The organism is Gordonia sp. (in: high G+C Gram-positive bacteria) (assembly GCF_049299075.1).
Taxonomy (GTDB): Bacteria; Actinomycetota; Actinomycetes; order Mycobacteriales; family Mycobacteriaceae; genus Gordonia.
Window position 1 is genome coordinate 1 of record NZ_JBAQWU010000461.1, and the last position, 14804, is coordinate 14804.

General features: G+C 67.9%; 17 protein-coding genes. 6 read left to right on the forward strand and 11 right to left on the reverse strand.

Going from position 1 to position 14804, the window contains the following annotated elements:
• Positions 1–218 (reverse strand): universal stress protein (locus WAW85_RS14500; protein WP_422560298.1); only part of this gene is annotated, 218 nt, incomplete at its 3' end.
• A 119-nt stretch (positions 219–337) separates the two neighbouring features.
• On the opposite strand from WAW85_RS14500, the gene WAW85_RS14505 reads away from it, so the two are divergent.
• Both WAW85_RS14505 and WAW85_RS14510 read left to right on the forward strand, forming a co-directional pair.
• Positions 338–853, forward strand: coding sequence for a hypothetical protein (locus WAW85_RS14505; protein WP_422560299.1), 516 nt, complete (start codon positions 338–340; stop codon positions 851–853).
• A gap of 70 nt (positions 854–923) precedes the next feature.
• Positions 924–2189 (forward strand): flotillin family protein, encoded by a 1266-nt coding sequence (locus WAW85_RS14510; protein WP_422560300.1) that lies wholly within the window; start codon positions 924–926, stop codon positions 2187–2189.
• Between the two features lie 51 nt (positions 2190–2240).
• Here the strand turns inward: WAW85_RS14510 and WAW85_RS14515 are convergent, their stop codons facing one another.
• From WAW85_RS14515 to WAW85_RS14540, 6 genes are read right to left on the reverse strand one after another with little or no spacing between them, the layout of a single operon-like run.
• A complete protein-coding gene (locus WAW85_RS14515) occupies positions 2241–3218 on the reverse strand; it encodes a pirin family protein (RefSeq protein WP_422560301.1) in 978 nt (325 codons plus the stop codon).
• Positions 3219–3236: 18 nt separating this feature from the next.
• Positions 3237–3521 (reverse strand): SHOCT domain-containing protein, encoded by a 285-nt coding sequence (locus WAW85_RS14520; RefSeq protein WP_422560302.1) that lies wholly within the window; start codon positions 3519–3521, stop codon positions 3237–3239.
• Between the two features lie 24 nt (positions 3522–3545).
• Complete coding sequence (locus tag WAW85_RS14525) at positions 3546–3977, reverse strand: hypothetical protein (protein WP_422560303.1); 432 nt, start codon at positions 3975–3977, stop codon at positions 3546–3548.
• Positions 3978–4003: 26 nt separating this feature from the next.
• On the reverse strand, positions 4004–4990 hold the full coding sequence (gene meaB, locus WAW85_RS14530) for a methylmalonyl Co-A mutase-associated GTPase MeaB (protein ID WP_422560304.1): 987 nt from the start codon (positions 4988–4990) through the stop codon (positions 4004–4006).
• Between the two features lie 6 nt (positions 4991–4996).
• On the reverse strand, positions 4997–7255 hold the full coding sequence (gene scpA, locus WAW85_RS14535; protein ID WP_422560305.1) for a methylmalonyl-CoA mutase: 2259 nt from the start codon (positions 7253–7255) through the stop codon (positions 4997–4999).
• A 6-nt stretch (positions 7256–7261) separates the two neighbouring features.
• Entirely contained in the window at positions 7262–9202 is a 1941-nt protein-coding gene (locus WAW85_RS14540) for a methylmalonyl-CoA mutase family protein (RefSeq protein ID WP_422560306.1), read from the reverse strand.
• 107 nt (positions 9203–9309) lie between these two features.
• Here WAW85_RS14540 and WAW85_RS14545 point away from each other — a divergent pair, with 107 nt between their 5' ends.
• The 3 genes from WAW85_RS14545 (at position 9310) to WAW85_RS14555 (ending at position 11302) form a co-directional block, all read left to right on the forward strand.
• The gene (locus WAW85_RS14545; protein WP_422560307.1) at positions 9310–10053 is read left to right on the forward strand and encodes a TVP38/TMEM64 family protein; all 744 of its coding nucleotides are present in this window, start codon (positions 9310–9312) and stop codon (positions 10051–10053) included.
• A 68-nt stretch (positions 10054–10121) separates the two neighbouring features.
• Positions 10122–10736: a hypothetical protein gene (locus tag WAW85_RS14550; RefSeq protein ID WP_422560308.1), complete on the forward strand. Its 615-nt coding sequence runs from the start codon at positions 10122–10124 to the stop codon at positions 10734–10736.
• Positions 10733–11302, forward strand: a complete 570-nt coding sequence (locus tag WAW85_RS14555; RefSeq protein WP_422560309.1) for a hypothetical protein — start codon at positions 10733–10735, stop codon at positions 11300–11302. The genes WAW85_RS14550 and WAW85_RS14555 overlap by 4 nt, the downstream gene beginning before the upstream one ends.
• Positions 11303–11345: 43 nt before the next feature.
• Here the strand turns inward: WAW85_RS14555 and WAW85_RS14560 are convergent, their stop codons facing one another.
• On the reverse strand, positions 11346–11729 hold the full coding sequence (locus WAW85_RS14560) for a thioredoxin family protein (protein ID WP_422560310.1): 384 nt from the start codon (positions 11727–11729) through the stop codon (positions 11346–11348).
• 172 nt (positions 11730–11901) lie between these two features.
• Positions 11902–12729, reverse strand: coding sequence for a DUF3097 domain-containing protein (locus tag WAW85_RS14565; RefSeq protein WP_422560314.1), 828 nt, complete (start codon positions 12727–12729; stop codon positions 11902–11904).
• A 52-nt stretch (positions 12730–12781) separates the two neighbouring features.
• Here WAW85_RS14565 and WAW85_RS14570 point away from each other — a divergent pair, with 52 nt between their 5' ends.
• Positions 12782–13567, forward strand: a complete 786-nt coding sequence (locus WAW85_RS14570; RefSeq protein ID WP_422560311.1) for a serine/threonine protein kinase — start codon at positions 12782–12784, stop codon at positions 13565–13567.
• On the opposite strand, the gene WAW85_RS14575 is transcribed toward WAW85_RS14570, so the two are convergent.
• Entirely contained in the window at positions 13555–14622 is a 1068-nt protein-coding gene (locus WAW85_RS14575; protein WP_422560312.1) for a ferrochelatase, read from the reverse strand. The genes WAW85_RS14570 and WAW85_RS14575 overlap by 13 nt on opposite strands.
• Positions 14619–14804 (reverse strand): SDR family oxidoreductase (locus tag WAW85_RS14580; protein ID WP_422560313.1); only part of this gene is annotated, 186 nt, incomplete at its 5' end. The genes WAW85_RS14580 and WAW85_RS14575, both read right to left, overlap by 4 nt.

Here is a 14804-nt window from a genome sequence, read left to right on the forward strand (position 1 = left end):
GGAATGCCGTTCCCGTAGGCGAGGGCCGGTGGCTCGATGACGCTGATAACACGTAGCGGGCGGTGCTGAGCGGCGGCCGCCCGGGCCGCCCACCGCACGGCGTCCAGGGCCGGGCCGGAGCCGTCGACCGCAGCGATGATCGGGCCGAGTGATGTCGTCATGGTGTGCACCCTTAATCGTCCAGAACTGATACCGACAAACCTACCGAAGTGGGTCATGCTCGGCGGCGCTCACATCCCGAGCGTAGAGGTTGGTCTCGGCGGCGGGGACCCAGCCTGTGAAAGAATGGAACCGGACATTCACATCGGCAGATGTTCCGACGACGACGGGAGGACACGTGCTCGGCGTCATCCTCTTTGTCATTGGTGTCGTCGGACTGCTCCTGACATTGCTGTCTCTGGTCGGTGCGGACGTAGGCAGCGTCGACTTCGACCTCGGAGATACCGGGGTCGGCTTCGCTTCCCTCCTCACCCCGTTCCTCACCGGCTTCGGGCTGCTGGCTGGCGGACTAATGGTCTTCGGCGATGTCCCCACCGCCGGTGCGCTGCTGATCGGCGCCGTGGTCGGCTTGGTCCTCGCAGTGGTGTCAGCGTTGCTCATCCGCTGGTTGTGGCACTCAAGCGAAGAACTTCCGGAAGTGCAGATTCTGGGGAGTTCGGCCCGTGTCGTCGAAGCGGCCGCGCCGGGTCGATACGGCACCGCCGAGGTCTCCACCTCGCTGGGCGGTCGCCAAATCACCATCACCGGCGACGCTGGCTTCGCGCATAACGACCGCGTGCGGGTCGTTGCCAAAGACGACAACCTGAACGCCTACGTCGTCGAACAACTGCCGTTCTCCGACCTCGACGATTGACCGTCCAAGCCGTCGGCAGCTCCACATTCGTCCGTCGTACTAGGTCCCCAACGAAAGGAACCTTCCGCTCATGATCTCCCCCATCGTGGTGGGCATCGTTGTCGCGATCATTCTGATCGTGCTCGTCGTCCTACTCTTGCTTTCGCGCTACCGAGTGCCCGGCGCCGAAGAGGCGTTCATCGTCACCGGTACCGGCAAGGGACACCAGGGCAAGGTGTATCGAGGTACCGGAACGTTCGTGCTGCCGGTGGTGCAGCGGGCCACGCGCGTGCAACTGTCGTCCATCAAGGCCGACCTCGATACCTCGACCCCGGCCAACGACGGCATCGAGTTGAAGGTGCGCGGTGTGGCCGTGGTGAAGGTCGGCGACACACCGGAGGCCATCCTTAAGGCCGGTCCGCGTTTCGGCGACGACCTCAATCGGGTCAATGCCCTGGTTACCGAACAGCTGTCCGGTGAGCTGCGCTCCATCGTCGGCACCATGACTGCCAAGAGCATTCTGGTCGACCGGCAGCAGCTCGTCGATCAGGTCGCGCAGTCGATCAAGGAGATCCTGGGCAATCAGGGTCTGCTGCTGGACAGCTTCTCCATCAACGACGTCCAGGACTCCGACGGTCAGTATTTCAGCGACCTTGCCGCCAAGGAACGCTCGGATCAGGCGGCCATTGCCGCGCAGTCCCGGGCCGAGGCGCATCGCGTCGCCGAGCAGAGCCGCATCGCCAACGAGCAGGCCATCATCGAGCAGCAGCGCGAACTGGACATCGAGCGCGAGCAGGCCCGTCAGGCGACCGACCGGGCCGCGGCCGAAGCCGACGCGGTGCGTCCGCTGGTCGAGGCCGAGCGTCGACGCATTCAGGTGGAAAAGGACAACGAGGTTGCCGAGCAGGCCGCGCGCCTGCGCGATACTCAGCTCGACGCCGAGGTTCGACGTCCCGCCGAGGCCGAGCTATACGCCGCCCAACAGCGCGCCGAAGCGCGTCGTGCGGAAATCGTCGCCGAGGCCAGCGCCCGTGCCGAAGGCATTCGGATTACCGGTGAGGCCGAAGCGGAAGCGTTGGAAAAGCGCGCCGCGGCCCTGAGCAAGCTCGACTCCGTCGGTCAACTGGAGCTGGTCCTGGGTCAGCTCCCAAGCATCGTGTCCGCCGCCGCCGAGCCACTCAAGGACTCCAACATCACGCTCGTCGGCGACAGCGTCGACCCGCTCACCCGCAGCGCTGGCGCCGGCCTGGCCAGCAGCCTGGAGCTGATCCGCGGCACCACCGGGATCGACGTCGCCGAGTTGCTGAGTGCGCTCGGCAGTGACAAGACTTCCCGCAACACTGGATCCGGGGATTAAGTCCAGCGAGATGATCGGCGTCGAGTAGCTGCGTTACCGAGGACGGTAGCGTCACCGACGACGGCGGGGGCGCAGCCGGGAGTTGGGTAGCGGCGGCGCGGGGATGCGCTCGGCGCTACTCCACCCCGCCACCGTGCCGAAGCGCGACGACTGCTCCTCCCACGCGGTGCGGTACTCGGCGATCTCCTCGTGCGTTCGGCCGACAAAGTTCCACCACATGATGAGGTCTTCGCCGAACGGCTCGCCGCCCAGCAGGATCGCCCGCGCCGGCGTCGTCGTCGGATTGTGCACGCGCAGCGTCGTGCTGCCCGGACCCGCGTAGCCCAGGTCGCTGCGCGCCAGGCCGGTGTCATCGAGTAGCACGCGCTCGGTGTCGAGGATCAGACCGTGCTCAAAGACCGGATCGACCTCGAGGGTCAGTGTGGCTCCGGCGTCGATGATCAGCTCGGCGCCCAGTAGCGCAGTCGCGGTGTCAACCGGCGAGGTCTCCCCCACCAGCGTGCCGATGAAGACCCGTGCGGAGCCACCGTCGAGGCCGATGAGCGCGGGGGCGTGGAACTGAAATCCATTGTCGCCGTTTCGAACCGAGTCCGGAAGCGCCAGCCAAAGCTGAAACCCGTGCAGGATCGTCGTGTCCGGGGTGGAGACCTCGGAGTGGCTGATCCCGTGCCCGGCGGACATCAAGTTGAGCTCCCCGGGTCGAACCATGGCGTGGACTCCGGCGCTATCGGTGTGCTCGATCTCGCCGTCGATCAGCCAACTGACGGTCTGCAGTCCGGTGTGCGGATGCGGTAGCACTCGCATTCCCCGCTCCCGCTCCCCGCCCGGGGCGCCGATCTCATCCGGCCCGTAATGGTCGGCGAAGCACCAGGCCCCCACCATCGACCGATCCCGGGTGGGCAGGGTGCGGCGCACGAACATCGCCCGCGGACCACCCAGCGGCACTTCTCGCGCGGAGACGACTTCGATGCCTGCAGCGGGCCGACCAGTGCAGGCGACCTCGTCCGGATCCTTCTCGAGGTTGCTCATACCTCGATGGTAGATCCCCTACAGGGCCAGGATCTGTGCCTTTTTGGCAGTGAACTCGTCCTCGGTCAGTACACCGGCGTCGCGAAGTTGCGCGAGCTTGGTCAGACGCTCAATCTGATCGTCGATCGCGGAGGCCCCCGATGCTGCGGCCAGAGCACTTGGCTGGGCGGCGACAGGTACCGGGGCGGGCGCGGGCGGCGCGGCGGCGTCCTGGGCGGCCCAGCGTTGCTGCTGACGACGCTGGACACGGCCGTGAACGGCGCTGGCGACGCCGGCGCGGGCAGCGGTCTTGAACAGGCTCATCGGGTTCTCCTTGGAGTCGGGAAGTTAGGCGTCGAGTGAATCGAGAGCGGCTTCGAGGTCGCCCACGGTCACCGGGCCTTCGGCGACGATCGCTGCCCCGTCGGCGGCGAAAGCCTCAAGGACCGGGCGCATGCCGAGCTCCTCGTACACCACCACGCACGCGAGTGATCCGGTGGCGACGGCGTCACTGATGGTCGCAAGGTCCTCGTCGTCGAGTAATCCGGTCACCGCACCGTCGAACTCGGCGAGGTCCAGGCCATCGATTCGGCCGAGGTCGTGCGGGACGAGGCTGCTCAGCGTGCCGTCCGGGTTCTTTCGAAAGAATTCGAGGTCGATGAGGTACATCGAGCCGCGGTCGACGCGCTCGACGAGGGCGGTGAATCCGGCCGCGCCGATGCGACCGTCCGTGAACTCGAGAATCAGGTAACCCACGGGACCGAGATGCTGTTCTGGCATGGGCGCAGTCTACGCGGTCGGTGCGCTCAGCCCTGCGAAGCGGCAACGATCTGTTCGGCCGCCAGAGCGGGCGTCAGAGTGCCGTCGAGGATGCCGCGCTCCGCGGCGGCCCGCACCTCGCGCACATGCGGGTCGCTGGCCAACGTGGAGAGCACTGCCTCCTGCACCATCTGCCAGGTCCACTCGACTTGCTGGCGGGCCCGGCGTCGTTCGAACTCCCCCGCCTCAGTCAGGACCCGACGGTGCTCCTCGACGGCATTCCAGTAGTCGTCGACGCCGGAATTCTCCAGCGCACTCATCGTGAGCACCGGCGGTGTCCACAGCGCGTCGTGCGGATAGATCAGCCCGAGCGCGTTGCGCAGTTCCCGGGCCGCACCCCGGGCCTCGTTGAGGTGCTTGCCGTCGGCTTTATTCACCACCACGATCTCGGCGAGCTCCAGCACACCCTTCTTGATGCCCTGCAGTGCATCGCCGGTGCGGGCCAGGGTGAGGAAGGTGAAGGTGTCGACCATGCCGGCCACACTCACCTCGGACTGGCCGACCCCTACCGTCTCCACCAGCACCACGTCGTACCCGGCCGCCTCGACCAGCACGATGGTCTCGCGCGTGGCCTTGGTGACGCCGCCGAGCGTGCCCGACGTCGGCGACGGGCGCACATAGGCTTCCGGCGCGGCCGACAGCCGAGCCATGCGGGTCTTGTCACCGAGAATGGAGCCGCCGGTGCGGGTCGACGACGGATCGACGGCGAGGACCGCGACCCGATGCCCCAAATCGATCAGGCGCATACCGAGCGCTTCGATGGTCGTGGACTTGCCGACGCCGGGGACGCCGGTAATGCCGACGCGGAAGCTGTTGCCCGCGTGGCCAGTGAGCCTCAGCAGCAGTTGCTGGGCGAGGGCACGATGCTCAGGGCGGGTGGATTCCACCAGGGTGATCGCGCGCGCAAGGGTCGATCGATTCCCGGCGAGCACGCCCTCGGCCAGGGCGTCGACGTCGATCGGGCGGGCAGCCACCTCGAGTCAGCTCGCGTCCGGCAGATTCAACGTCAGATCGAGCGCATTGGCGAGCTTTTCAATCAGGCCGACTGCGGCATCGGCGATCACCGTGCCGGGCGGGAAGATCGCGGTGGCGCCTGCCTCGTACAGTTCGTCGAAGTCGCCCGGCGGGATCACGCCGCCGACGACGATCATGATGTCCTCCCGGCCGACATCGGCCAGCGCCTGGCGCAGTGCGGGCACCAGGGTCAGGTGACCAGCGGCCAGCGAGGAGACGCCGACGACGTGCACGTCGTTGTCCGCGGCTTGACCGGCTACCTCCTCCGGCGTGGCGAACAGTGGGCCCACGTCGACGTCGAAGCCGAGGTCGGCGAACGCCGTGGCGATCACCTTCTGCCCGCGGTCGTGGCCGTCCTGGCCCATCTTCGCCACGAGCACGCGGGGTCGTCGTCCCTCGGCCTGGGCGAAGGCGTCGACGACGGCGATGGCGTTGTCGACATTGCTCACCTGGTCACCTACTTCGTGTCGATACACGCCACTGATGGTGCGAATCTCGGCCTGATGGCGCCCGAAAACCTGCTCCATCGCGTCGGAGATCTCGCCGCCGGTGGCGCCGTGGCGGGCCGCGTCAATGGCCAGGGCCATCAGGTTGTTATCGAGGTTACTGCCGCCCGGCTCACCGGCCGCGCGCGTCAGGTTCGCCAGCGCGGCATCCACTGCGGCCTGGTCGCGCTCGGCACGGAGCTTCTCCAGTTTCGCCAGCTGCTCGGCGCGCACCTTGGAGTTGTCGACCTTGAGGACTTCGATCTCCTCGTCCTCGTCGACGCGGTACTTGTTGACCCCGACCAGAGGCTGCTGACCAGAGTCAATGCGCGCCTGCGTGCGGGCCGCGGCCTCTTCAATGCGGAGCTTTGGCAGGCCTTCGTTAATTGCCTGCGTCATGCCGCCGGCTTCTTCGACCTCGGCGATGTGTGCGCGTGCCTTGTCCGCCAGTTGCGCGGTGAGCCATTCGACATAGTCCGAGCCAGCCCACGGGTCAATCGGTCGGGTGGTGCCCGACTCCTGCTGCAGCAGCAACTGGGTGTTGCGGGCGATGCGCGCGGAGAAGTCAGTGGGCAGCGCAATGGCCTCGTCGAGAGCGTTGGTGTGCAGCGACTGCGTGTGACCCTGGGTCGCCGCCATCGCCTCCACGCACGTGCGCGCGACGTTGTTGAAGACATCCTGCGCGGTCAGCGACCAGCCGGAGGTCTGCGAGTGCGTCCGCAGCGATAGGCTCTTGGCGCTCGTCGGCTCGAACTTGGCGACCAGTTCACTCCAGATCAGGCGGGCGGCGCGAAGCTTGGCGACCTCCATGAAAAAGTTCATGCCGATACCCCAGAAGAACGAGAGTCGGGGTGCGAACTTATCGATGTCCAGCCCGGCTTCCAGCCCGGCGCGAATGTACTCGACGCCGTCAGCCAGGGTGTACGCGAGCTCCAGATCGGCCGTCGCTCCGGCTTCCTGAATGTGGTAACCGGAGATCGAGATGGAGTTGAACTTCGGCATCTTCGCGCTGGTGTAGGCGAAGATGTCGGAGATAATCCGCATGGACGGGGCCGGCGGATAGATGTAGGTGTTGCGGACCATGAACTCCTTGAGGATGTCGTTCTGGATGGTCCCGGCCAACTTCTCCGGCGGCACGCCCTGCTCCTCGGCGGCCACCACGTAGAGCGCGAGGATCGGCAGCACCGCACCGTTCATCGTCATCGACACCGACACGCTGCCCAAATCGATCCCGTCGAACAGCTGGCGCATATCGAGAATCGAGTCGATCGCCACCCCGGCCATGCCGACGTCACCGGCCACGCGCGGGTGGTCTGAGTCGTAGCCGCGGTGAGTGGCCAGGTCGAAAGCCACCGACAGGCCCTTCTGGCCGGCTGCCAGGTTGCGGCGGTAGAAGGCGTTCGATTCCGCGGCCGTCGAGAAACCGGCGTACTGACGGATGGTCCACGGCTGGTTGACGTACATCGTCGGGTACGGGCCGCGGATAAACGGCGCCTCGCCCGGGAGGGAGTCCAGCGGATAGCTGTCGGCGGCGGCCGTCTCATTGCGATCAGCCCGCGTGTAAATCGGGTCGACGTCGATCTGTTCCGGGGTATGCCAGACGGTCTGCTCTGCGGTGTAGCCGTGCGTGGTGGCCAGCGAGTCGATCAAGGCCGACTTCTCCGCGGGCGTAGGGACGCCGGAGAGCTCGTCGAGGTTCAGTTCGACATTCGCAAAACTAGGAATCATGTTGTCGCTCATAGGGTTTCACTCCCCCGCTTTCGAGGTGACGGCGTCGAGCAATTCGGTGAGGGTAGCCACAGCGTCGATGCCGGCCCGCAGTGAACCGTCGGGCGCGTCCTCGCCGTCGGGCCATTCTTTCGCCGGTCCGGCAAGCAGGACGCGGTCGAATCCGGCGGCGCGCGCGGCGGCCAGGACGGCCGGGCCGTCGGTCGCATAGCGGGCTTTGGTGCCGCAGATGACGGCGATGCGGGACCCTTCGACAGGCTCAGGGAGCGGGGCGGTGGGCTCAGGGAGCGGGGCGGTGGGCTCAGGGAGCGGGGCGCCTGGCTCGATCGGGCCCGGATTGATCGCCTCGATACCACCGGCGGCGAGCAGATTGGCGACGAAGGTGGTGCGGCCGTTGTGTTCGGCGACGCCGCCCAGCGGAAGCATCAGCACGCTCGGGCGGGTGCCCCCGGCGGCAGCCGTGTCGGCGCGGTCACGCAGTTCCTCATACCGGCGGGCCACCCGGGCTAGGCGGGCGGTCGCGGTCGGCAGGTCGACGGAATCAGCGAGAGGTCCAGCGAACGCAGCCTCGCCGAGGTTCGGGAATTCCGAGACTCCGGTGATCGGGGCCGAACGGTGGTCGACGGCGTGGTCGCGCGTGGCGAGGGCGTCGTCGATCCATCGACCGATGTCGCCGGAATCGAGCGCTGTGCGGTAGCCGCCGAGTGCCTCGGTGGCGGTGAAGACCGCCCAGCCGGCGCGGGCGAGGTCGTCGGTCAGGCTCTCGACGAACCAGGAGCCACCGGCCGGATCGAGGACGCGACCGATGTTCGACTCTTCGAGCAAAAGCAACTGAGTATTGCGGGCGATGCGCGCGGAGAACGATGCCTTTGAGCTTCGCGCGTCGAGCGGAAGGGCGGCGTCGTAGCCCAGGACGGTCACTTGGTCGGCGCCGCCGACTCCTGCGCCGAACGCGGCCACCGTGGTGCGCAGCATATTCACCCACGGATCGCGTTGAGCGAGCATCGACAGATCAGTGACGGCGTGGGTCACGGCGGCGCCAGCTTCCGGTGCGCCCACGACCTGGGCGACGCGCGCCCACATCAGGCGCAGAGCGCGCAGCTTGGCGATCGAGGCGAACTGATCGTCGCCGACAGACACCGCGAAGCTGATCTGCTTCAGTGCCGCGGCCGGCGTCAGGCCGGCGGCGACCAGGTCGCGGACATGCGCGAGGCCCACGGCTGCCAGCAGGCCCAATTCCTGTGCGTTGGAGGCGCCAGCCTGGGCGAAGTCGGTGCCGTCGACGCGGAAGGTGCGCACCCGTTCGGGGGCGCCGGCAGCCAGCGCGTTGGCGTCGTCGACGTCAACGGTGGACCGAGAGGAGTACGCCGCGGTGTACGGCGAAAGGCCGAGGCTGTGGGTGGTGCCCGCCATCGGCGGTGCTTCCACCGGCGGCGCCGGGCGGGCCTCGAGCGCAGTCAAGAACGCCCGTGCCGCAGCGACGCCGTCGACGCCAGCATCCAACGTCACCGGTAGAAGGTCGAGGTAGACGCCACCCAGAGCCGTCGCCAGCTCTTCGGGGGGCAGCGACGAGCCGGTGACGAGCCACAGACCGCTGGTTCCGCTGCCCGCCGCGTCGAGAATGGCCTCGTTGATCTGCGCGGCAGACTGACCGGGTTGATCGCCGAACCGTTCTGTCACCCGCCAGCCCTGCTGGACGTCGCGACGGGCGTCCGCGCCGCGCACGAATGGGAAGCTGCCGGGCAGGCCGCGCTGGGCGGTCTCATCCTTGCGCGTATACAACGGTCGGATCACGACGTCGTCGCGCGTCGGTGTGGAGAGCAGGTCTTCCGGAGTGCCGGGGAGCTCGGACGGCTCGATGCGGCGGCCCTTGGCGAGCACCGCTGCCGCTGCCGTCGACCACCGCTGATAGTCGTCTGCCAACTGCTCGCGCTCGTGCGGGCTGCCGTCTGCTGTCATGTTGATGCACACTATCCGATGGCCATTGCGCCATTTTCCAGTGTTGGAAACCCGATCGGCGGTGCGGCGAAAGTCACACCCCGGCCGCGGTGCCTACACTCAGTTCCGTGTCGCCGTCCTTCCGTCCCCGTACCGTCGAGGAGCCCGTCGACCTGATCGACGGCAGCATCGGCCCCGCGCCGATCAAAGCAGATAGGCGCAAGATCTGGCGCACGGTGGCCGGGCTGGTTGCAGTATTCGCCGTTCTGCTTGGCGCCTACTTTGTGCCCCTGCCGTCCATTGGCCGGGTCCGGGACTGGTCCGACTCGGTGGGCCCCTGGTTCGTCGTACTCTTCTTCGCCGTGAACGCGATCGCGATCATCGGCCCGATCCCCCGGTCGGCGTTCACCGTGATGTCCGGGCTGCTGTTCGGTCCGATCATTGGATTCACCGGCTCGATGGTCGTGGCGGCGATCGCCGTCGTGGTGGCCTTCGCGGCGGCCCGGCGGCTGGGGCGCGAGCGAGTGCAGCGCTATCTCGACCAGCCAGCGGTCCGGGCCGTCGAAGAACGTCTGGAACGGCGCGGATGGCTCGCGGTCGGCTCGCTCCGACTGATTCCGGTGGTCCCGTTCTCCCTGGTGAACTATGCCTCCGGGCTCTCGTCGGTGCGCCCAGCCCCCTACTTTGTGGCCAGTGTGCTGGGCAGTGCCCCGGGTACCGCAGCGGTGGTCTTTCTCGGCGACGCGCTGGCCGGGAAAGCCAGCCCGGTGCTGATCGTCGTCTCCGGGGCGTTGTTTGCGGTCGGGGTCGTCGGCCTGATCATCGATAGCCGAACGCCCGTCCGCCCCGCCGCATCACGGACGAGGGCTTGAGTTTTTTTGATCAAGCCCCGATACTTGATTTACAGGAATCAAGCGTGTGGACTTGAGGAGGTTCGGCGATGTTCGTCGTCACTGCAGACCAGCGTGCCAGTACCTCCGGCCCGGACCGGGTGCCCGCCCTCTTGGCTCGGTACCGCACTGCCGGTGCGATCCGGGGCTTCGAGCGCACGGCCGGAGACGAGGTCGAGGGCGTGTTTGACGACCCGCAAGCGGTCGCCCGCGTCGCCGTCGAGCTCGCGGCGTCGGGTGAGTGGACAGTCGGCATCGGCATAGACGACGTCGAACAACCGCTGCCGACGCAGACTCGGGCCGGACGCGGACCAGCGTTCGTCGCAGCGCGCGCGGCTATCGAGGCGGCAAAGGGACAGCGGGTTCCGCTGCGTGTGCACGGTCGGTCGTCGTGGTGCCGACAAGCGCAAACCGCGGCGTGCCTGCTCGTGGATCTGGAGACCGGGCGGACCAAGGCTGGCCGAGAGGCGGTGGCGCTGGTCTCTGCTGGCCTCACTCAGGTGGCGGCCGCCGAGAAGCTGAACATCACCCCGCAAGCGATCTCGCTGCGGCTGCGCTCGGCGCGGTGGGATCTGCAGCGCGATACCGAGGAGCTGGTTGTCGTACTACTGGGGCACAGTGACGGCGACCGAGACCACATACGAGCCGCGGAGGGCCAGCGATGATGGCGATGGTGGCGATGATGCTGATGGCGTTGGCTGTGGCCGGTGCGCTCGCCGCGGTCCCGGTGCGGACCAAGTTGGTGCAGGATCTGGACCGCGCGGACCGGGAACTCGTCCGGCTCGACATCGTGATGGCGGTCGCCCTGACCGGGTTGCTGGCTGCTGCGGCGATCGCGGCCGCGGTGGCGTCGGCACTGGCGGGCCCGGCGTTGGTGTCCGGCCAGGTGCTCGCGGTGGTTACCGCCGCGGTGACCGGTGGGTATGCGGTGCGCGTGGTCCTGGCCTCGGGCGGTATTCCCACCCGCGACGACAACTACGACGACCCCGCCCTCGATCCCCCGTTGCGCGGCGGCCGGGTGATCGGACTGATGGAGCGCACCGGCATCGCCGTCAGCCTGCTGCTGGGTTGGCCCGCGGGTATCGCCGTCATCCTGGGTATCAAAGGTCTGGCCCGATTCCCGCAGCTACGCGAGCATCACGCCAGCGAGCAGTTCATCCTCGGTACCTTCGCGTCGGTCCTGTGGGCCTGCGCCGCGGCCGGCACCGGTTGGCTCCTCGGCCAGTCCTAGCGGGACCGCCGACTATTGCGCACAACGACGGCGCCTGAAGCGATCAGGGTGACGTATTCCCATCGTGAGCCGCGGGAGCGCCGCTGTTCTGCGGGCTCGTGCGTCCTTCTCCGATTCTGGTGAGGGCGGCGGCAATCGGCTCGGCCGTGCTCGGGCGCACCAGGCGTTCGACTTCGACACCCTCCCGCAGGAAGATCAGCGACGGCCACAGCTGCACGCCGTACGCTCGACCGAGCGGCCGGCCCGGTCCGTCCTCGACCTTGATCACCTGGACATCGGGGTGCTCGGCGAGCGCGTCGCGCATGGGGCGCTCGGCGGTGCGGCAGTAGCCACACCAGTCGGTGCCGAACACCAGAAGCGTCGCACCCGGCAGGGTATCCACTTCGGTGCGATCGGGTTGATGCTCGCTGTAGCCCGTTCCGGTCATGACATCGAGAGTACTGATCGCCCAGCGCACTTCTTGCCCGCTCCCGCGCCTCTCACCGGCTCCGGCGCCGCTGGCCAGCTCGCGCGCACTGTGCCGGATCAGGCGCACTCCCGGGAGGTGAGGCGGAACCGCGGTACGGCGTGGGAGCCGACTTGGGGCGCTGGAGTGAGTGCTACTCGGGCGGTTCGGTGACGAAGTCGAGGAGTTCCTCGACGCTGCGGATCAACGGGACCTCCAGTTCGCGGAAGCTGGAGACTGCGCCTAGGACCCGGCGCCAACCGTCCTGCGGGGTGCCCCAGCCGAGCGTGTCGCAGATGCCGGTCTTCCAGTCGGTGCCCATCGGGATCACCGGCCAGGCGTCGATCTTCACCGCGGCCGGCTTCACCGCTTGCCAGACGTCGACGTACGGGTGGCCGCAGACCAGTACGTTCGGCCCGACCTGCGCGGTCAGCTTGGCTTCCTTGGTGCCGGCCACCAGATGGTCCACCAGAACCCCGGCCCGACGATGCGGCGCGGGTGCGAAATCGGCCAGCGCCTCGTCGAGATTGTCCAGCCCGTCCAGGCTCATCACGACGATGCCCTCGGCGCGCAGGTCGTCGCCCCACACGCGTTCCACGAGCGTGGCGTCGTGCACGCCCTCGACAAAGATCCGGCTCGCGCGTGCGGTGCGGGCGCGCTGCTTCGGCAGGGCTCGGGAGCCAGACGCGGTCTGAATCGTCGCGGGTGCGTTCGGCCCGCGCCCCTTGGGTCGGACCAGCGTCACCGGCTGACCGTCGATCAGGAACGCGGCCGGATAGGCGTGGAAGACGCGGGTCGCGCCCCGGCGATCCTCCAGTCGGACCATATCGGCGGCGTAGGTCTTCTCCCAACCCACGATGGCCCCGCAGTAGCCGGTGGCGGCGTCCTCAACGACCAACCCGAGCTCGCCGGCAACCTCCGGCGCCTTCGGCTTGGCACGGCGCGGCTGCGCGAGAATGTCACGTCCGTAGCGGTCATCCATCACAGCAGCCCAGGGTAGGCGACGGGGGAATCCGGCGTATCGTGGGGCCGTCATGTCCCGATTCCTTCCGCACTCGACGACCGGCCTGCTTCGCGCTTGGCCGGCGTCGGCGCTCGCCCTCTGGACGGGTGCGTGGCAAGCCGGACTTGTCTCCCCCGACGACGTCCTGCACACGCTGAGCGACTACGCGGACGTCCACGAACTCGACGACCCGGCGGCCGAGCACAGCCGAAGCGCCCTCGATCTGATGAATCTGGTGCGTACTGCGCCACTGACGGCCGTCGTCCTCCCCGCTCCCGGTGACGCCCAGGGCCTGCCGCCGGGCGTGATGAACGACGACGTCCAGGCCGCTGGTGAGGTGCTCCTGCTGACTCGCCCACACGGCTGTCCGGTGGCGTTGACGGCCCGCGGCACGCCCGAACGCTGCCGTTGGACGGCACGCACCTTGGACGTCGCGCTCGACGTCGAAGCGGTCGGTAGCGAACACGGCGTCGGCGAGGTCGAATATGAACTACGCGATGCGGTCACCGAGGCGGCCGCGGTGATCGCTGGCCTGGCCGGGCCCCGCAGCGCCGGCCCCGCCGATCTGCGGGATGCGCTTGCGGCCCGCACCCAGGCGGCAGCCCTCGACCTGCCACCGCACGACCGGCAACGTGTTGACCGGATGTTGGCCACCGCTGGGCAGATCGATGCGATCGTGGATCTGGCCGGCGGCGGACTGGGCGCGTCGGCCAGTCAGCTGGAAAGCGCGGATGCCCAGCTGCGCCAGCTCTCAGCGCTCACCCGTCGCGCTCGCGCGATCGCGATCAACGCGCTGCTCCGCGACTACCGGCGCTGAGTCGGGCGGGCTGGCAGCTGGCAGCAGTCGGGGCGGCAGAGGATGCCGTTGTCTCCGCAACCGAGGGCTTCCAGATCTCCCGCACCGTCTGGCCTTAGCTCCGTTGACGGGTCCAGGTATTGCTCGACGAGATCGGCGATCATCGCGACGAAGGCCGGATCGGTGCCGACGGTGTCGGCGCGAGCGTAGGCGATCCCGAGTCGCTCGGCGAGATCCCTGGCCTCCGAATCAAGGTCCCAAATCACTTCCAGGTGATCGGAAATGAACCCGATCGGGCAGACGACCACCCGCCCGACACCCTGCTCGGCCAGGGCTTCCAGATGATCGCAGATATCGGGTTCCAGCCATGGCACCTGCGGCGGACCCGAACGCGACTGCCACACCAGGTCGTGATGATCGACGCCGAGTTCGGCGGCGACACGCTGACTGGCCGCCGCGACCTGACGCGAATACAGGTGCCCGCCCTCTCCGGGCGGACCGGCGGTGGCATCAGCGGCCACCGGAATGGAGTGCGCGGTGAAGACCAGGCGGATCGGTGTGCCCTCCCCCAGCTCGACCATCGCCCGACGGACCGCCCCGACCGCAGCGGTCGTGAAGCCCGGTTGATCCCAGTACTGCGGGAGCTTGCGCAACAGCGGCGGACCGCCGTCTGCGGCACCGATCTCGGTACGGCCGCGGGCGATGTCCTCGTGGTACTGGCGGCATCCCGAATAGCCACCCCACGCTGAGGTCGGAAAAACCAGCGCCCGTTGATGACCGTCGTCCCGCAGCTCCGTGATGGCCTCGGTGACATACGGCGCCCAATTCCGGTTGCCGAAGTAGATCGGCAGGTCCCGGCCCCGCGAGCGCAACTCGGCCTGCAGGCTGGCAATCATCTCCAGATTCAGCCGGTTGAGCGGCGACACCCCACCGAAATGCAGGTAATGCTCGACCACCTCGTCCAACCGTTCGGGCGGCACACCGCGACCCCGCGTCACGTTCTCCAGAAACGGGCGGACGTCGGCGGGCTCGTTCGGGCCGCCGAACGAGAGGAAGAGCAGGGCGGTGAACGTCAACTCAGCAGGTTATCGGGGAACCAGGTGTTGTGGCTGGCACCGCCGTCAACGTAGACGATCGATCCGGTGGTGGCCGGCAGCCAGTCCGACAGCAGGGCCACGACGGACTTGCCGACCGGGGTCGGGTCATCGACGTTCCAGCCGATCGGCGAAGCGCCGTCCCAGTATTCGTTGAGCATGGT